Here is a 19,174-nt window from a genome sequence, read left to right as displayed (position 1 = left end):
CTCCGGATGGTTAATTATTTGTTTTATTTTTGTATCAAAAAAGTGTGTTCAGGCATTTTTGATAACCCGCCCCCAAAAAAGAAGGGCTTAAAGGGCGTAAAACGTGCACTTTTCGACTATTTACAAGAAGTGTGGCGTAGGTCAAAATCTGCTCAACACGGCATTCATGCCCGCCAGAAAGGAATCACATGGAACAACGAAGGGTTACGCGACTGTGCATCCAGTGCGCGCTGATGCTGCTGCAGCACGGTGCCGAGAGCGCGCTGGTAGATGAGCTCTCCAGCCGGCTGGGCCGGGCGCTGGGGATGGACAGCGTGGAGAGCGCGATCTCCTCCAATGCGATTGTGCTGACCACGCTGCACAACGGCGCATGCATCACCTCCACCCGCAAGAATCACGATCGCGGCATTAACATGCACGTTGTTATCAAAGTTCAGCAGATTGTCATTATGGCTGAGCACCGGCTGCTGGATGCCGCAGACGTTGAGAAGCACCTGAACCGCATTCACCCGCTACGTTATCCGCGCTGGATGGTGGTGATCATGGTTGGCCTCTCCTGCGCCTGCTTCTGCCTGCTCAACGGCGGCGGCTGGGACGGCGCGCTGGTGACGCTCTGCGCCAGCACCGTCGCCATGTTCATTCGCCAGTTACTGACCCACCAGGGCATGCATCCGCAGATCAACTTCTGCATCACCGCGTTTGTGGCTACCACCGTCTCCGGGCTAATGCTGCGGATGCCGCAGTTCGTGGAAACCTCATCAATTGCGATGGCCGCCAGCGTGCTGCTGCTGGTGCCGGGCTTTCCACTGATTAACGCGGTGGCGGATATGTTCAAAGGCCACATCAATACCGGACTGGCGCGCTGGGCTATCGCCAGCATGCTGACGCTGGCCACCTGCATCGGCGTAGTGCTGGCGATGACGCTGTGGGGGCTGCGCGGATGGGCGTAACGGAATTTTTACTGCTGCTGGCGCAGGACATGCTGCTTTCCGCCGTGCCGGCGGTGGGTTTTGCGATGGTGTTTAACGTGCCCGCCAAAGCGCTGCCCTGGTGCGCGCTGCTGGGCGCTATCGGCCACGGCAGCCGGATGGTGCTGATGCACGCCGGGCTCAGCGTCGAGTGGGCGACCTTTCTGGCATCCGTGCTGGTGGGCTGTATCGGCATTCAGTGGTCGCGCTGGTATCTGGCGCATCCGAAAATTTTCACCGTCGCCGCCGTGATCCCCATGTTCCCCGGCATCTCGGCCTATACGGCGATGATCTCGGCGGTGCAGATGAGCCACGTGGGCTACAGCGAAGCGCTGATGGAAACGCTGATCGGCAACTTCCTCAAGGCCACATCCATCGTGGGCGCGCTGTCCATCGGGCTGTCGCTGCCGGGGCTGTGGCTGTACCGCAAGCGTCCGCGGGTCTGATGTTTCCCGCGGGTCTGTGCTACTATCCGCCTATGTTTGACCACTCCTGAATTTGCGCTATGTCTTCCAGAATCCTGACCGCAAGCGTCATCGGCGTTGATGCCTTTTTGCACGATCCCGCCGGGACGCTGGCTAAAACTGAAAACGGCACCGTGGCGGTGTTTGCCAACAACGCCCCGGCGTTTTACGCCATCGCGCCGCAGCGGCTGGCGCAGCTGCTTGAACTCGAAGCCAGCCTCGCCCGCCCCGGCAGCGACGTCACGCTGGACGGCGAGCTGTTTAACGATCCCGCTCCGGCGCCCCTGGCGGTGCCGATGGGCAAGTTTGCCATGTACGACGGCTGGCAGCCGGACGCCGACTTCCAGCGGATGGCGGCTCTGTGGGGCATCGCCCTTACCCAGCCCGCTACGCCGGAAGAGCTGGCGGCGTTTGTCGCCTACTGGCAGGCCGAGGGCAAAGTGTTCCACCACGTGCAGTGGCAGCAGAAGCTGGCCCGCAGCCTGCAAATGGGCCGGGCGGCAAATAACGGCCAGCCGAAGCGCGATCTGAATACGCTCTCCGAGCCAGACAATCACATTCCACCCGGTTTCCGAGGTTAACGATGAAAAACGTTGGCGATTTAATGCAGCGTCTGCAAAAGATGATGCCGAAGCACGTCGAACCGGCGTTCAAAACCGGCGAAGAGCTGCTGGCGTGGCAGAAGGCGCAGGGCGAGCTGCGCTCGGCGGCGCTGGCGCGCGAGAACCGCGCCATGAAAATGCAGCGCACCTTTAATCGCTCCGGCATCCGCCCGCTGCACCAGAACTGCTCGTTTGATAACTACCGCGTCGAGTGCGACGGGCAGATGAACGCGCTGTCGAAAGCGCGGCAGTACGTTGACGAGTTCGACGGCAACATCGCCAGCTTTATCTTCTCCGGCAAGCCCGGCACCGGCAAAAACCATCTTGCCGCCGCCATCTGCAACGAGCTGCTGCTGCGCGGCAAATCGGTGCTGATCATTACCGTTGCCGACATTATGTCTGCCATGAAGGATACCTTCAGCAACCGGGAGGTCAGCGAAGAGCAGCTGCTGAACGATTTAAGCAACGTCGATCTGCTGGTGATTGACGAAATCGGCGTCCAGACCGAATCCCGCTACGAGAAAGTGATCATCAACCAGATTGTCGATCGCCGCTCGTCGTCCAAGCGCCCTACCGGGATGCTGACCAACAGCAATATGGATGAAATGAACAAGCTGCTGGGCGAGCGGGTGATGGATCGCATGCGGCTGGGCAACAGCCTGTGGGTCATTTTCAACTGGGGCAGCTACCGCAGCCGGGTCACCGGAAAAGAGTATTAGGAACAATCCTAATGGATGGCGTCGTATACTTGCGTTCTTAACGCTGAAAGGAGCTCAATATATGAAACCTGCTAAACGTCTTCTCTGCGCCGCTGTTGCAAGCTGCGCGCTGCTCTCCACCGGGGCAATGGCCTCTTCCCTGACCGACACCCTCTCCAGCGCGGCAAACCAGCTCGGCAGCCAGAGCACCACTCAGCAGGGCGGCACTTCGCTCTCGTCCCTGACCAGCCTGCTCACCGGCAGCGGCAAGGCGCTGAGCGCCGACAACATGAACAACGCCGCCGGCATTCTGCAGTACTGCGCGAAGCAGAAACTGACTAACGCTACCGACGCGCAGAACGTAAAAGACAAAGTGCTGGATAAGCTGGGCCTCGGCAGCACCGAGAAGCAGCAGCAGGACACCGACTACACCAACGGCATTCAGGGCCTGCTGAACGCCCAGAACGGCCAGCAGCTTAACCTGAGCACCCTCGGCAACACCGAGCTTGGCAAAAAAGTGAAAGCGAAAGCCTGCGACCTGGTGCTGAAGCAGGGCGCGAAATTTATCTCCTGATCCCCTGCCCGCCTCCGCTCGCGCCCGGCGCGGGCGGCCTAATCTCCCGCCGCAACTCAGCCAAATCTGAACCCCTCCATTTTTTGATGACGATACAATTGCAGCACTATTGCGCAACCATTAAAGTGTAATGTCGAAAAATAAGTGACCCAGCCAGCGGATGGCTGGCATGACTGAGGGTGTGCCGTGTCCGAGCTTGTTTCCATTGCTCTTTTTCTTGCTTCCGTATGCGTATACGCGCGCAAAGCAGGTCGAAATACCTGGTGGTTTATCGCCACTCTGGCGGTGCTCGGCCTGTTTGTGGTGCTGAACCTGACGCTTTACGCCAGCGACTACTTTACCGGCGACGGCATCAACGACGCGGTACTCTACACCCTGACCAACAGCCTGACCGGCGCGGGCTTCGGTAAATATATCCTGCCCGCCGCGGGGCTGATTCTGGCGCTGGCGGCTATTTTCGGCGGCCTCGGCTGGGTGCTGCGCCGCCGCCGCCATCATCCCCATCATTTTGGCTACAGCCTGCTGGCGCTGTGCCTGGCACTGGCCTCGGTGGACGCCAGCCCGGCGTTTCGTCAGCTGACGGAACTGGTCAAATCCCAGGCCCGGGACGGCGATCCGGACTTTGCGTCATATTACAAAGAGCCGGCGAAAACCATTCCCCATCCCCGGCTGAACCTGGTGTACATCTACGGCGAGAGCCTGGAGCGCACCTACTTTAACAACGACGCGTTTCCAAACCTGGCACCGGAGCTGAACCAGCTTAAAAGCGAAAGCATCGACTTCAGCCACACCATGCAGCTGCCGGGCACCGATTACACCATCGCCGGGATGGTTGCCTCCCAGTGCGGTATCCCGCTGTTCGCCCCGTTTGAGGGTAACGCCTCAGCGTCGGTTTCCAGCTTCTTTCCGCAGAACGTCTGTCTCGGGGATATCCTGAAAAATTCCGGCTATCAGAACTACTTCGTGCAGGGCGCCAACCTGCGCTTTGCCGGCAAAGACGTGTTTTTGAAATCCCACGGATTCGATCACCTGTACGGCTCAGAAGAACTGAAAACCACCGTAGCCGATCCCGCCTACCGCAACGACTGGGGCTTTTACGACGACACCGTGCTCGACGAAGTGTGGAAAAAATTCGAGACGCTGTCGCAGTCCGGCCAGCGCTTTTCGCTGTTTACCCTGACCGTGGATACCCATCACCCGGACGGCTTTGTGTCCCGCACCTGCCAGCGCAAAAAGTATGAAATTGACGGCAAGGTGAACCAGTCTTTCAGCGCCGTGAGCTGCAGTCAGGAGCACGTTGCCGCCCTGATTGAGAAGATCAAAGCGTCGCCGTACTTTAAAAACACGGTGATTGTGGTGTCATCGGATCATCTGGCGATGAAGAACACCGCCTGGGACTACCTCAACAAGCAGGATCGCAATAACCTGTTCATGATTATTCGCGGCGACCAGCCGCAGCAGGAAGTGGTGGGCGTCAAGCGCAGCTCGCTGGACAACGGCGCGACAGTGCTGGATATTCTCGGCGGCGATAATTATCTCGGCCTCGGGCGCAGCAGCCTGTCCGGGCAGTCGCTGGCGGAAGAGTTCCTCAATATGAAAGAGAAGGTGCTGGCCTGGAAGCCGGACATTATCCGCCTGTGGAACTTCCCGAAATCCATTAAGGACTACACCATCGACGGCCAGAAGAACATGATCGCCTTCTCCGGTTCCCACTTCCGCCTGCCGCTGCTGCTGCGGGTTTCCGACAACCGCGTGGAGCCGCTGCCGGAGAGCGAATACTCGGCCCCGCTGCGCTTCCAGCTGGCGGCCTTTGCCCCGCGCGATAACTTTATGTGGATTGACCGCTGCTACAAAATGGGCCAGCTGTGGTCGCCCGAGCAGGCGCTCTCCACCGACTGGTGCGTCGCCTCCGGCCAGCTCGGCGGCGAGCAGAAAGTGGAGCACGTAGATAAACCCCAGTGGAAAGGCAAAGCCGCGTTCCGGGATACGGTGATTGATACCACCCGCTATCAGGGCAACGTCGATTCACTGAAAATCGCCGACAACGACATCCGCTACAAAGCCGACAGCTTTATCTTTAACGTGGCGGGCGCGCCGGATGCGGTGAAGCAGTTCAGCGGCATCTCGCGCCCGGAACTCTGGGGCCGCTGGTCCAACGCCCAGCTCGGCGACGCGGTGAAGATAGAATATAACGCCCCGCTGCCGGAAAAATTCAACCTGATCATCACCGCCAAAGCCTTCGGCCCCAACGCCGATCGGCCCATCCCGGTGCGGGTCGGCAACAGCGAACAGACGCTGACGCTGGGCAACGAACCGAGCACCACCACCCTGCACTTCGAAAACCCGACCCGCAGCCGCCTGCTGACCATCGTGCCGCCGGACCCGCAGTCCACCAACGAAGGCAATATTCTCGGCCACGCGCCGCGCCGCCTGGGGATTGGGATGGTGGAGATTAAGATTGTTGATACTGAAGGGTAAGGCCGCACGACCAGCCTGTCAGTTATTGTGTGTCGATGCTATCGAGTTCGGCGATCGCCGAACTCGAGGGTAAGGTGAGTCAGCAGCGCTGATAGTAATCGTGGTGTATTTTGTTTAGATGTCGTTTTATATCGTTTAGTGAATTTGAGCATATTAATACATAGTCCTCTTATGCGAACCACTCATTCACAGTAAATTCATCCGTGCCTTTTGTTGTAATAAAATTTTTTATTTATCGCTGTACTTAGAATAAACTTCCTCGTCTTTGTTTACTCCGCACCCAAATATCGGTGCAGACTGGCAGCGCCGTGGTCAGCAAAAGCGGGTGGTAACACCGGGACAGAATAAAAAACATTATCTCGCCGGAGCGCTTCACGCCGGTACTGCCCGGGTCAGTTATGTGGACAGCCGCAGTAAAAGTTCCGCGCTGTTTATCAGTCTGCTGAAACACCTGAAAGCCACATACCGGCGGCCAAAAACCATCACGCTGATCGTGGATAACTATATTATCCATAAGAGCCGGGAAACGCAGCGCTGGCTGAAAATGAATCCGAAATTTACGATGATATATCAGCCGGTGTATTCGCTGTGGATCAATCATATTGAACGGTTATGGCTGGCATTACATGAAACTGTAACCCGTAATTATCAGTGCCGCACAATGTGGCATTTACTGAACAAAGTTCGCCACTTTATGAAAACGATCGGTCCGTTCCCGGGAGGAAAGCACGGGTTGGCAAAAGTGTAGCGGTATTGAGCTCACTTATTTAGTGATTTCGAATAATGGCATTCAGGACAGGCTAAAAAAATTTCTCTGCACCAACGTGACGACTAATTACTGCATAAAATTTCTCGTACTTCCTGTTAATGTCTATCTGGGAACATAATCGGTCATAGACTGCGTTGTTGGTGTATAAGTCACATTAAGTTTTCCTGTGTATTTCCCAGGGGTTTTTGAAGAAAGCTTGGATGCCGGGATGCTGAACGTAAGTGGTGCAGGTACACATTGCACCAGCCCGGAGATCCCTGGAAGTTTTACCGTTCTTGTTTTTACCATCCCCTCGTTGGCACTGACGCCAGTCCAGACGATCTCCAGACCGTTAGTAATAGGCTGAAGCTGGCCGGTTTTAGGATTAACCACCGAAAGACTGTAGTCAAGCCGACTGGCCGGGTCCGATTCCCCCCCCGGTCGATAAATAGAAAATAAGCCAGCTTCACGTCCCTGAGAAGTCTTTCCCTCATCCCTGAAGAGCATGCTTATCTGGCTTGAGGCCGAATTATTTCCATCATATAAACACATATCTACTGTTTTCCTCGCGCTTGCCGTCGCGGAAGATGTGCCATTATTATTAATCTTAAGTCCTAAATCTATAACAGGATTCTGCCCGCTATAATTCGAGAAATATATCTGCTGTGTACCATAATCGGTAACTTTAAGCGTTATATCAGCAGTCCATTGTGTAATTGAATATCCTGGACATCCTATATTTACATCGTATCTTTCATGACAGTTATTACTCCATTGCGTCATATTCATAATAAGTTTCGCTTTCCATGCCTGATTTCCAGGGGTTAACTTTGAAAGCTCGGCACGAGATATGCTTGCAGACATTAAAAGTGGGCGGCCACTATCATTACCAACAGCATTCCATAAGCTGATATTTTGATATGGTGGAGTTCGTTTAATTCCTTCTAATGTCAAATCAATTGTTTTCCCTGTACCTTGTTGAGTGAAGCGTAACACCAGACTGCCTGCCATCAGGGGGCCTTCTTTGCCATTTCCCCAGTAGGGGTTAGTAGGACAGGCTCCTGTAGCCGTATCGGTACGTGACCGACATACTAGCGTATTATTTCTGTTATAATTAATCATTCCGGAGTTTGCTCCTTGTGATGGGTCAGACTGTCCACCCAATATATTATCAAATACTTTTACAGAGGATGGTAATGAATCTCTATCCATTGTAATATCCAGAGTGATGTTATGAGCTGTCGGTGTTACTACAGCACCGAGCGAAGGCATACTAAATATCATTGAGATACTAGGCATACTTGCAACCAAAAATAATTTTAATATGGATATTGAATTCATTTCTTCTCTTCTTATTTTCATGTACTTCAATGTGTCTCACAGCGTATTCTAATCATTCATTGCAGTCGGTTTTATCTGGCGTCCGGAAGTTGCAGTCATCAGCTCAATCTGCTTTTGCTCCCTCTCCGGAATATTTGCCAGAACAGTGTTGTGGCATTGCGTTGTTCCAACGTAACGAATTACATCCCTGATAACCTTAACCCTCATCATGCACTGCCAATAGGTGTTCCCCTTCATAAGATACAGGGCCTTAATATTCTCTGTTGTTTCAAGCGTGAAGTTTCCTCTCCCCAACGGACTCCAGGACATGACATTCAGGGGAACTGCCCCTTCAAGCGGTCTGTGTTGTTCATCCAGCAACTGACCCAGCCAGGTGTAACGTGTCTCGACATTTACTTTCCGGCTGAAGACTTTACCTGGAGGCATAAAGATTTTTCGGATCCCGGTACCTTTGCTGATTTCGCTGCCAGTTCCTCCTGAAGAAGTCAGTGACTCCGTCACGTCAGATGTGGTTTCCCGGTAGCCCGGCACTGTGAAAAGCGCCCTGCTGTTACCCTGCACGTCGCTCCTGCCGCCACTGTCAACCGAGACACTGATCATTGACTTCTCAGACTCATCTGCCTGTGTGACGTCAACAGTGACAGCTGATGAGGGAGTGCCATCTCCCCAGCGCCCCGGAATAACACCCTGACGGTCAATGATTACTGATGAGCTGTAATTACCGCTGCTGCTCAGCAGATGAGTACTCCCCGCACGCTGGCGGACATCACTGACTGCCAGGGAGCCGGTACCATACTGCCCCCCCGCCCGCCCATAAACTGAGGACGTGATGGTGTCAGTATTCACTCCATCCAGAGAGAAACCCACCTCGTTTTCTCCACTATCGTCGCCGTACTGACTGTAGGCGGCGTTATATCCAAGCTGATTTTCGCCGCGCCTGCTGCTCTGCCAGGAAGTACCGGCTGAAACTGTACGTTGCTTTCCTCCTGACTCATGCCGGCTCCCTGAGAGGGACAGACTGGCAAAGAAGCCCCTATCGTTGTTGATGGCGTTGCTTTCATGTCTCATAAAGGCGTTTATGCCGGTGTTGATGTTGATACCATTGACATTAAATGTACGGGTAACACCGGCCTGCCAGGTGCGACTCTGGGTGCGTGTCTGGTAAATTTTTTCCCATGGCAAACCTGTCCTGCTGAGATCATCATCATCGTTAAGATCCTGTCGGTAGACATAGCGGCCCTGGTGACTGTTTTGAGCGTAACTCAATGTGCCGTACCAGTTACTCAGGGGAACAGAAAGCATCACATTTGTGCTCTTGTAACACCCGCTAATGCTGTAACGATGGGCATTCTGGCTGTTGCAGCCGTCAGCCGTCAGCGCACTGCGATAGAAACTCAGTGAGAAACCATCGTTGTAGTTAATCTGTTGTATATTTCCCCTGGACCCCTCGTTTCCGTAGAGATAGCTGGCCCGTGAGGTCATTAGGCCATCTATCCACCCAGAATCGAATCCATGCGACCAATCAATGGCACCTTCCCAGTAGCGGGCCGTACTGAAGAAAGCCGTGCCCATGGTCAGTGCGGTGTTATGCCAGGCGGGCAATCTGATCCCTGCCTGAATTACCCGCTTCTCCGTCTCTGTATCCTGAACATTCTTTCTGTCCGGTGTTCCTGCCTGGATAAACCACTGCAGAGTGTTGAGCCCAGACCCTCCCAGCCCTGTAAAGGGTAGCGTTTCCGTTCTGACCAGCTGGTTATCTTCATATACACGCAGTGTCAGCGTATAACTCCCCGTCGGAAACGCGCGCGAGTCCAGCTCCTGCGCTCCTGCTTTCAGGTAAAATGAAGCCAGTAGTTGCTCACCGCGATAAGCGTCCACCCGGGCATCACGGGATAGAAACACACTGACAGGCGTACCCCGGGAAATCCTGCTCGAATCCACCCAGGCAAGAGTCGACCCCATCCGTACACCGCGCATTTTCTCCAGCGGTAACTGGCTCAGATTTATATTTCCGCCTGCATTACTGAAAATATCCCTCGCATCCATAATGCCTGCCTGAAGATAGTTTTTTTTCAGGAAATCCTGTCGGTAATACCCGTTATTAATTATCGCACTCTGTATACTTTCCGCACCGTACCGCTGTCCCTGCCAGTTCCAGTCAAGGTTAAGGTAACCGCTATCCGTAATACCCAGCGAACCATTTCCCTGAATGGAAGCTGACTGATAATTCCTGTCAGCCACGAAGTTAATATTTTGCTGATGTATTAACGCATTGTGGGTATCAGCACTGGTTGCATAGAAAATATCCTTCTGTTTTTTTTCAGGCAGATACCGACTACCGAGAAACAGAATGACTCTGGCATTGTTTTCGTCATAGATGATGTTGATGGTATCTGTAGTCAGGAAATCACACCCGGGCGCATTACCACTGGAGCTGCACGCAAGGTTACCGTTACGGCTAAACTGCCTTCCAAGCTCGCGGTGCAGTAATTCCCGCAGAGCGGGTGCATCCGGATATATTTTATTAATGACCGCAGCCAGTGCTTCGGGATTCATGAACTGGACGCTTTCAAGATCCACTCGGCTCTGGAAAACCCCCAATGAGTGCCCATAGAGAGTGACGTCCGTCAGAATGATTTGTCCCTGAGCAAGCTCCTCAAAACCCGGGGGTACACGTTGTTCTGCCTTACTGGCAGACACGCCTAAATAACCAATTGAAAAAATGGCCAGAGAGGTAAAGATTGTTTTCATCCATGCTATTCCGTCAAAAGGACAGGGCAAGGAGCCCTGTCACTTTATTTCAGTCCTTTAACCGCCTGTTCCGCCGGTAGCCTGAGTTACCACAAGGCTGACAATACCGGTATATCGCCCGGAAGCAGCAATGGCACCCGGAGTGGCCTGTGCGATTACCAGTGGCATAGTTGATGAGCCGTTAGCGACTCCACTTGGGAACGTACTTGCATAAGGCAGGCTTACGGCTGTTGTGGACAGTTTTGTTCCGTTAACTGATATGCTCAGCGGAATAGCATTGCCACCATTCGCATCAGTCAACGAAGGGGTATTTGCCAGGCTGACATTCAGGGCTCTATCTTCAGTATTTGACCAGAACTTGATATTTTCTTTATGGGCAGCAAGTCCTTTACCTGGCAAATACTGCATGGTAAGAGCGGATGGCAGAGGAGAGCCATCAGCCAGCGTTACATCAACACTGGAATCAATGTCTGCAGTAACGGTAATATCTTTTTGTACAGCCAGAGTACTGAATGCGGTAAACAGAATGCTTGTTGCCGCGAGTAATTTAACTTGATATTTCATTTTTCCTTCCTTTTATGATATTCCCTCTGATGGGAATGGGTTAATTTGCCTTCTTGACAGGCAAAGGGATTTCTTCCATTTTATTTGAAAGCCAGTTAACGTACCGGACTCGGTACGACAGCCCTGATGAAAAAGTTACTCCAGGAATACTTATTGCTGTATCCGGATAAATCGTTATTGCTGTTTTTTTCCACTTGCACTTACCATCCTGTCCGCACGTTCCCAATTCTTTTACAGGAATCCTAATCGTGCCATTATTCTCAACCATACCGTTCCTCATATTAAATCTTAGGCTCGGAACAACATGCTCTGGCGCAACATGTATTAATGCTCCCCATACAACGTTTACGCCGATGCTGGCGGCATTTTTACTATCCCCACTTTTTATGTCCTGAGTAATAAAATTATCTTCATTAACACTTTCAAAGTAGGCGCGCCAGGTCGTTTCTTTTTCCTGTGGAATAACGGACACAAGCCGGACTATCCTTTCACTCCCCGATGAAAGCGCTACTTTTTGAGGTGTAATAACTAGCGCTGTTGAATCAGCATCATCAATAGCGGTTTCATACTCCTGTTTAGTACCAGGATCATGTACCTGCTTGAGACTGACTCTGATAAACTGCACGCTGTCATCCTGAGAAATCAGTTTGATTTGGGATGAGCCATTTTCGCCAATAGAAACCTCCATCGGATATACATACATTGCAGCAAGTAAATGTTTGCAGTAAAAAAACGAAAAGACAAACAACTTCAACATGAGAAGGTTTTTTTTAGGGTTGCTTATATACATAATTGCCAAACTGACTTAATCCAAAGGTTTAACCACGAACATTAAATGAACAAAGTAATGTATTACCACCATCTATCTATTGGGATTTCATGTAATTACGCTTCCCTCAGAAAGCTAAGAAAAGAACCCTGGTGGATGAGTGCCTAGAGTATGGGAAAGGAGATGGATTACATAATTAAATTAAATAATATAACCTTATTTAATCTTATTTTTATACAATTCCATTTAAAATCAAAGAGTTGAGTTACGTTAAGAGCATTCTTGATGAATTATCTGTAAGATCATCAATTTAAAAATCTCAAATCTTTCGGCAAGCAAACTGTGGGATTGGGGATGTTGAAACCATATATCCATTACTACCATTTCTTTTAATGATGATGTCCTGCGTTTTGCCTTCCTCACTGAGATAGCCATATACATAACGAGCAGACAAATCATCCGGGATGTTATCGGATGGATACAGATTAACTTTCGTCGTGTGTAAGCTAAATAAGTTTGTATCTGATACGGTATAAGTGAATCCAGCATTTCTTCTTATTGAGTACAGATTATCAAGGTCGCCGGATAGTGAAATTAATCCTTTTCCGCCGCTGAGGTCCATTATAAGGCCGGCATTCATTACGTGTTTCTGGACCTTATCTTTATCCGAATAAAAAACATAAGATAACTGGGAGTAGCAGTGAATGTTATCAAACTCATTCATCTCCCTGAAACTATGCCAACCGGTAGCGGCCAGAATGGATAAGAAGCAAGACAAAAAAATTTTTTTCATCACAGGCTTCCATTCATAAAAATATACTGCGAGGCACATTGTGTTTTTTTATTTAGAATATCACCAGCACAATAAATTAGTGATACTCGTGGGATATCCTGCATTGCGGTAAAGTAAACATTTTCAGAACGATGGCAGCTCCTGCCAAATTTTGCTATAGTGCGCGAGATCGATAACCATGATTGAGTTGTCCTTTTTTCGTTATAAAATACATTACAGCCATTGATTTTTCCGTTCATAGTATAATGTTCCATTTCGCTTTTATTAGTAAAAAAAACATTAATTATCCAGAGGGTAATAAAAAAAATGAGGATGGGCATTAAGAAATTAAATACCTTTACCGGAGCAAGAAAAACCTCTCTGAATAATGAATGTTCTTTGATTTTTATCCCCGGCAGTTCGGTACGGACTCCCTCATCAACCGTGAGATGCTGAGTGGGATGCTGTTGACCATTGCTTACATCTGGAAAGTTATTTTCATGATACGGCTCCAGCTGAATAAATGAAGAAACAGTAAGGCCGCGACGGGGAATAGTGACAATAGCTTCATCAATATCCATCTGCCGAAAGGCTTTTCGGATCAATGAAATGTTTTGATAATAGGTATTCTGATTTATTGGTAGCCCGTACTCCTCCCAAACCTTAGAGAATAGCTCTTTTTGTTCGGTAATTTCATTTCCGTTGTTGAGTATTATTGCCAGGCAATTATTGGCCGGAGTTACCAGAGTGGTTGATATTTTAGTCTCTGTGTTAAATAATGTTGCCGTATTTTTGTTATATATGATTTTTTTATTGATTAAGATTATGTCACTCATGAGTGGTAACCTCTTGCTTAGAATAATATAAAAATTCATAAGATTATATATTAACCAGTTGAGGTTGCATATAAAAATTACCGGGATTGCTGTTCGCCCTGGCAGTACTGATAAAGGGGGTACAGAGATATAAAAGCCACTGACTCTTGCTCTATTATTTTTTATAACAGAGGTTGTGCCTTATCCTGTATCCGTTTAATCCAGACCTGCGTAAGTATACCTGATGCACTCATCAGCACTTGCGCCGCTTAATCCAGGGCTTGCCCCGGTGGACTCGGGTTGTTGTCAAAGCGTTGATGCGCTTCTGCAATGGCGAGCCGATTGTCGCTTGCCTAATTCACAATAGAAACCTCCATCGGTATACATACATTGCAGCAAGTCAGTGCTTGCAGTAAAAAACGAAAAGACAAATAACTTCAACATGATAAGGTTTTTTGGGGTTGCTTATATACATATTCACTATTTCCAGGCTGATTTAATCTGATGGTTTAATCGCGAACATTAAATGTACAAAGCAATGCATTACCACCATCGATCCATTGGGATTTCATGTGATTACGCTTTCCTCAGCAAGTGAAGAAAAGAACCCTGGTGGATGAGCACTTAGAGTATTGGTAAGGAGAGGGATTACACAATTAAATTAAATAACATAACCTCATTTAATCTTATTTTTATAAAACCACCATTTAAATCAATTTGATACCTACAATCCCGATCACTGTCGATGCGGTGTCTGTAAGAGCATCACTTTAAACACCTTAAAGCTTTCGACAAACGAACTGTGGGATTGGGGAGGTTGAAATCATATATCCATTACTACCGTTGCTTTTAATGATGATGTCCTGCATTTTGCCTTCCTCACTGAGATAGCCATATACATAACGAGCAGACAAATCATCCGGGATGTTATCGGATGGATACAGGTTAACTTTTGTCGTGTGTAAGCTAAATAAGTTTTTATCTGATACGGTATAAGTGAACTCAGCATTTCTTCTGATTGAGTACAGATTATCAAGGTTGCCGGATAGTGAAATTATGCCTTTTGCGCCGCTGAGGTTCATTATAAGTCCGGCATTCATTACGTGTTTCTGGACCTTATCTTTATCAGAATAAAAAACATAAGATAACTGGGAGTAGCAGTGAATGTTATCAAACTCATTCATTTCCCTGAAACTATACCAACCGATAGCGGCCAGAATGGATAAGAAGCAAGACAAAAAAATCTTTTTCATCACAGGATTCTATTCATAAAAATATACAGCCGATAGCCAGCTTAACGACTGGTTCGATGCACATCTGCAGTATCGCGAGCCATCCGGGCTGTTCAGCAGGGCGGCGGCCTGATTTGTCATACCACCCACAGCAACCACATCCAGCACTATCTACCCACATAAGCGGCCCGGCATACGCCGGGCCAGCCCCTTAAAACGTTTCCCAGTTATCGCCGCCGTCGGCCATCGCCGGTTTGCGCGCCGGTACAGGTACGACAGCTGCGCTAACCGGCGCCGGACGCGGTGTGGCCTGCGCCGCCTGCTGAATGCGGAACACCGCCACCGCCTGGGTCAGGCGGCTCGCCTGCTCTTCCAGCGCGCCGGCCGCAGCTGCCGATTCTTCCACCAGCGAGGCGTTCTGCTGGGTGACGCGATCCATCTCCGCGACTGCCAGCCCCACCTGATCGATACCGCGGCTCTGTTCGTCCGAGGCCGAGGCGATTTCACCCATAATGTCGGTTACCCGGGTGACGGCGTTAACGATTTCCGCCATCGTCTCGCCTGCCCCTTCCACCAGCGCGGAACCGACGCCCACGCGGTTTACCGAGTCCTCAATCAGGCTCTTGATCTCTCTCGCCGCCTGGGCGCTGCGCTGGGCCAGATTGCGCACTTCTCCCGCCACCACCGCAAAGCCGCGGCCCTGCTCGCCGGCGCGCGCCGCTTCCACTGCGGCGTTGAGCGCCAGAATGTTGGTCTGGAAGGCAATGCCGTCGATCACGCTGATAATGTCGGCGATTTTCTGCGAGCTGGTAGTGATGTCGCGCATGGTCTGCACTACGTTATCCACCACTTTGCCACCCCGCTGCGCGGTTTCAGAGGCGTTGAGAGCCAGATTGCTGGCCTGGCGGGCGTTTTCGGCATTTTGTTTAACCGTCGCGGTGAGCTGCTCCATGCTGGCCGCCGTCTCTTCCAGGGAGGCCGCCTGTTGTTCGGTGCGCGAGGAGAGGTCGTTATTGCCCATCGCGATTTCGCTGGCGCCGCTGTAAATCGCCTCCGCGCCGCCGCGCACTTCGCCAACCGTGCGGGCCAGCTCGCCCTGCATGTGGCGCAGCGAGTCCGCCAGCTGGCCCATCTCGTTGCTGCCGTGAATGCCAATCGGCGTCACCAGGTCGCCACCGGCGATATGGTTGATGCTCTCCATCAGGCGGTGCAGCGGGCGGATCACTGCCTGGCGGATGCCCATCCAGACCAGCAAAATAATCGCCAGCACCGCAATCAGCACGCCGCCGATAACCCAGATTGCCTGGCGATAGGAGCTGCGGTTGTCTTCCACCGCCTGCTCGTACAGCGCGTCGTTTTGCTGGAAATAGCTGACATAGGCTTTCTCAAATCCGTCCTGATAGCTCTGGGTCGGCTGATCAAAGAAGTCGTTGATCTTACCGGCCTTGAGCAGCGTGATGAGCTCCGCCAGCGCGCCGTGGTAAATGTCGTAGCTGCGCTTGATCTCCAGCGCCGAGCCCTCGCTCTGGCGCGGGTCCCGCGGCTGGGCCTGATAGTCGGCCCAGCGCTTTTCTGCTTCCTGCAATGACGCGCCGGCGTTTTGCATCAGCTCGGCCACCGTCGGGCCGCTGCCGATATTATTCTGATCCATCATGTAGCGGATCCCGGCCCGGTTCAGGGTGTTGCGGGTTTGTAGCAGCGCCACCCAGCTGCCGTTCAGCGTGGACTGCTGCTGGCGAATGGTTCTTTGAACGTTGAAGTTTTCTTTGTCATTTTTCAGGGCCTGGAAAAACAGGCCCCCGGAGGCGACCTGAAGCAGGCCAAACAGCACTAAGACCAGCACGAGGCCGGTGACGATTTTGATACGAGTAAGCATGTCGTTTCATTCCTGTGAGCAGATACAGGTATGTCGGCCCGGCGGGGAAAAACTTTACCTCTTTCGACATTGCCGGGCGCCAGGAGACGTTACGTGACAGAGATCACAATTAACTCGCTGTTTTTGAGGAAGAAAACCGCTTAGCCGCTGAAAAAACCGCTCGCGCCGCTATACAACCGCTCGGCCATTTTCCGCCCTTCTCCCGCGCGCGCGTCTGGCAGGATAGGCGCAGCATCGCGCGAAGACCCTGCCCCGGCAGGATCTTCAGCAACATCCCTTTAATCTCTCTTCCCAGGTTTTCACTATGGATATGAAAAAACTAACCCGGCACCTTCCCTGGGCCGCACTTGGCATCCTCGGTGCCATCTGCCTGGCGGTGGTGGCCCTGCGCCGCGGCGAGCACGTCAGCGCCCTGTGGATCGTCGTCGCCTCGGTGTCGGTGTATCTGGTGGCGTACCGCTACTACAGCCTGTACATCGCCCAGAAGGTGATGAAGCTCGATCCTACCCGCGCAACGCCTGCGGTGATCAATAACGACGGGCTGAACTACGTTCCCACCAACCGCTACGTGCTGTTCGGCCACCATTTTGCCGCCATCGCCGGGGCAGGCCCGCTGGTCGGGCCGGTGCTGGCCGCACAGATGGGTTATCTGCCGGGCACGCTGTGGCTGCTGGCGGGCGTGGTGCTCGCAGGCGCGGTGCAGGACTTTATGGTGCTGTTTATCTCCTCGCGCCGTAACGGATCGTCCCTTGGCGAGATGATCAAAGAGGAGATGGGCCGGGTGCCGGGCTCTATCGCCCTGTTCGGCTGCTTCCTGATCATGATTATTATTCTGGCGGTGCTGGCCCTGATCGTGGTGAAAGCGCTAGCGGAAAGCCCGTGGGGCGTCTTTACCGTCTGCTCCACCGTGCCGATTGCCCTGTTTATGGGCATCTACATGCGCTTTATCCGCCCGGGCCGCGTCGGGGAAGTGTCGGTTATCGGTATCGTGCTGCTGGTGGCGGCCATCTACTACGGCGGCGTTATCGCCCACGACCCGTACTGGGGCCCGGCGCTGACCTTTAAAGACACTACCATCACCTTTACCCTTATCGGCTACGCGTTTATCTCCGCCCTGCTGCCGGTGTGGCTGATTCTGGCCCCGCGCGACTATCTGGCGACCTTCCTGAAAATCGGCGTGATCGTCGGGCTGGCCATCGGCATCGTGATCCTCAACCCGGATCTGAAAATGCCGGCGATGACTCAGTACATCGACGGTACCGGCCCGCTGTGGAAAGGCGCGCTTTTCCCGTTCCTGTTTATCACCATCGCCTGCGGCGCGGTCTCCGGCTTCCACGCGCTGATCGCTTCCGGCACCACGCCGAAGCTGCTGGCAAATGAGAGCGACGCCCGCTTTATCGGCTACGGCGCGATGCTGATGGAGTCCTTCGTGGCCATTATGGCGCTGGTAGCGGCCTCAATCATCGAGCCGGGCCTCTACTTTGCGATGAACACCCCGCCTGCGGGCCTCGGGATCACCATGCCGAACCTGCACGAAATGGGCGGCGAGAACGCGGCGTTGATTATGGCGCAGCTGAAGGACGTCAGCGCCCACGCGGCGGCCACGGTCAGCAGCTGGGGCTTTGTGATCTCTCCCGAGCAGATCATGCAGACCGCGAAAGACATCGGTGAGCCGTCGGTGCTCAACCGCGCGGGCGGCGCGCCGACCCTGGCGGTGGGGATCGCTCACGTGTTCCATAAAGTGCTGCCGTGGGCCGACATGGGCTTCTGGTACCACTTCGGGATCCTGTTCGAAGCGCTGTTTATCCTGACCGCGCTGGACGCGGGTACCCGCGCCGGCCGCTTTATGCTGCAGGATCTGCTGGGCAACTTTATTCCGTTCCTGAAGAAAACCGACTCGCTGGTAGCGGGCGTGCTGGGCACCGCGGGCTGCGTCGGCCTGTGGGGCTACCTGCTGTATCAGGGCGTGGTTGACCCGCTCGGCGGCGTGAAGAGCCTGTGGCCGCTGTTCGGCATCTCTAACCAGATGCTGGCCGCCGTCGCGCTGGTGCTCGGCACCGTGGTACTGGTGAAGATGAAGCGCACCAAATACATCTGGGTCACCGTACTGCCTGCCGCATGGCTACTGCTGTGCACCTCCTGGGCGCTGGGGCTGAAGCTGTTCAGCACCAACCCGCAGATGGAAGGCTTCTTCTTTATGGCCAACCAGTACAAAGAGAAGATTGCGGCCGGTGGCGAACTGACCGCCCAGCAGATAGCCAACATGAACCATATCGTGGTGAACAACTACACCAACGCGGGTCTCAGCATCCTGTTCCTGGTGGTGGTCTACAGCATCATCTTCTACGGCATTAAGACCTGGCTGAAGGTGCGCAATACAGAGCAGCGCACCGATAAAGAGACGCCTTACGTCCCGGTACCGGAAGGCGGCGTGAAGACCTCTTCGCACCACTGATCTGACGCGCCTGCTCCGTGATGGGATGCAGGTCACAAAAAACAGTGCCCGGCGCCGTATGCTGCCG

At 52.6% G+C, this 19,174-nt stretch carries 15 protein-coding genes and 1 pseudogene; 8 read left to right on the top strand and 8 right to left on the bottom strand.

What is annotated here, in order from left to right:
• Nucleotides 1-188 precede the first annotated feature (188 nt).
• The 7 genes and pseudogenes from QZ766_RS19030 to QZ766_RS19000 form a co-directional block, all read left to right on the top strand.
• Nucleotides 189-950 carry a threonine/serine exporter ThrE family protein gene (locus QZ766_RS19030; protein WP_297205952.1) on the top strand — a complete coding sequence of 254 codons (762 nt, stop codon included), beginning with the start codon at nucleotides 189-191 and terminating at the stop codon, nucleotides 948-950.
• Nucleotides 941-1,414: a threonine/serine exporter gene (locus tag QZ766_RS19025; protein WP_297205950.1), complete on the top strand. Its 474-nt coding sequence runs from the start codon at nucleotides 941-943 to the stop codon at nucleotides 1,412-1,414. The genes QZ766_RS19030 and QZ766_RS19025 overlap by 10 nt, the downstream gene beginning before the upstream one ends.
• Before the next feature lie 59 nt (nucleotides 1,415-1,473).
• Nucleotides 1,474-2,013 (top strand): primosomal protein DnaT, encoded by a 540-nt coding sequence (gene dnaT, locus QZ766_RS19020; RefSeq protein WP_297205947.1) that lies wholly within the window; start codon nucleotides 1,474-1,476, stop codon nucleotides 2,011-2,013.
• A gap of 2 nt (nucleotides 2,014-2,015) precedes the next feature.
• Nucleotides 2,016-2,753 (top strand): DNA replication protein DnaC, encoded by a 738-nt coding sequence (dnaC, locus tag QZ766_RS19015; protein WP_297205944.1) that lies wholly within the window; start codon nucleotides 2,016-2,018, stop codon nucleotides 2,751-2,753.
• Nucleotides 2,754-2,814: 61 nt separating this feature from the next.
• Entirely contained in the window at nucleotides 2,815-3,306 is a 492-nt protein-coding gene (locus QZ766_RS19010) for a DUF2501 domain-containing protein (RefSeq protein ID WP_297205942.1), read from the top strand.
• Nucleotides 3,307-3,492: 186 nt separating this feature from the next.
• Entirely contained in the window at nucleotides 3,493-5,784 is a 2,292-nt protein-coding gene (opgB, locus tag QZ766_RS19005; protein ID WP_297205939.1) for a phosphatidylglycerol--membrane-oligosaccharide glycerophosphotransferase, read from the top strand.
• Nucleotides 5,785-6,061: 277 nt separating this feature from the next.
• Nucleotides 6,062-6,532, top strand: a pseudogene (locus tag QZ766_RS19000) (IS630 family transposase); the annotation flags it as partial.
• 123 nt (nucleotides 6,533-6,655) lie between these two features.
• Here QZ766_RS19000 and QZ766_RS18995 read toward each other — a convergent pair.
• The 8 genes from QZ766_RS18995 to tsr all read right to left on the bottom strand — a co-directional run bounded on the left by QZ766_RS18995 (nucleotide 6,656) and on the right by tsr (nucleotide 16,652).
• Nucleotides 6,656-7,873, bottom strand: a complete 1,218-nt coding sequence (locus tag QZ766_RS18995; protein WP_297205936.1) for a CfaE/CblD family pilus tip adhesin — start codon at nucleotides 7,871-7,873, stop codon at nucleotides 6,656-6,658.
• Nucleotides 7,874-7,921: 48 nt separating this feature from the next.
• A complete protein-coding gene (locus QZ766_RS18990) occupies nucleotides 7,922-10,624 on the bottom strand; it encodes a TcfC E-set like domain-containing protein (protein ID WP_297205933.1) in 2,703 nt (900 codons plus the stop codon).
• A gap of 57 nt (nucleotides 10,625-10,681) precedes the next feature.
• Complete coding sequence (locus tag QZ766_RS18985) at nucleotides 10,682-11,188, bottom strand: CS1 type fimbrial major subunit (RefSeq protein WP_297205931.1); 507 nt, start codon at nucleotides 11,186-11,188, stop codon at nucleotides 10,682-10,684.
• 40 nt (nucleotides 11,189-11,228) lie between these two features.
• A complete protein-coding gene (locus QZ766_RS18980; RefSeq protein WP_297205928.1) occupies nucleotides 11,229-11,945 on the bottom strand; it encodes a fimbrial protein in 717 nt (238 codons plus the stop codon).
• Nucleotides 11,946-12,276: 331 nt separating this feature from the next.
• A complete protein-coding gene (locus QZ766_RS18975; protein WP_297205925.1) occupies nucleotides 12,277-12,750 on the bottom strand; it encodes a hypothetical protein in 474 nt (157 codons plus the stop codon).
• Complete coding sequence (locus tag QZ766_RS18970) at nucleotides 12,750-13,565, bottom strand: hypothetical protein (RefSeq protein ID WP_297205923.1); 816 nt, start codon at nucleotides 13,563-13,565, stop codon at nucleotides 12,750-12,752. Before QZ766_RS18970 ends, QZ766_RS18975 begins: the two co-directional genes overlap by 1 nt.
• A gap of 758 nt (nucleotides 13,566-14,323) precedes the next feature.
• Complete coding sequence (locus QZ766_RS18965) at nucleotides 14,324-14,797, bottom strand: hypothetical protein (RefSeq protein WP_297205921.1); 474 nt, start codon at nucleotides 14,795-14,797, stop codon at nucleotides 14,324-14,326.
• 190 nt (nucleotides 14,798-14,987) lie between these two features.
• Nucleotides 14,988-16,652: a methyl-accepting chemotaxis protein gene (gene tsr / locus QZ766_RS18960; protein ID WP_297205920.1), complete on the bottom strand. Its 1,665-nt coding sequence runs from the start codon at nucleotides 16,650-16,652 to the stop codon at nucleotides 14,988-14,990.
• A gap of 304 nt (nucleotides 16,653-16,956) precedes the next feature.
• Here tsr and QZ766_RS18955 point away from each other — a divergent pair, with 304 nt between their 5' ends.
• Nucleotides 16,957-19,107: a carbon starvation CstA family protein gene (locus tag QZ766_RS18955; RefSeq protein WP_297205918.1), complete on the top strand. Its 2,151-nt coding sequence runs from the start codon at nucleotides 16,957-16,959 to the stop codon at nucleotides 19,105-19,107.
• Nucleotides 19,108-19,174: the final 67 nt, after the last annotated feature.

This window comes from uncultured Pluralibacter sp., from assembly GCF_913775985.1.
In the GTDB taxonomy this organism is placed as follows: Bacteria; Pseudomonadota; Gammaproteobacteria; order Enterobacterales; family Enterobacteriaceae; genus Pluralibacter.
Note: the sequence above shows the minus strand (reverse complement) of the source record. Positions and strands in the feature narration are given on the sequence as shown.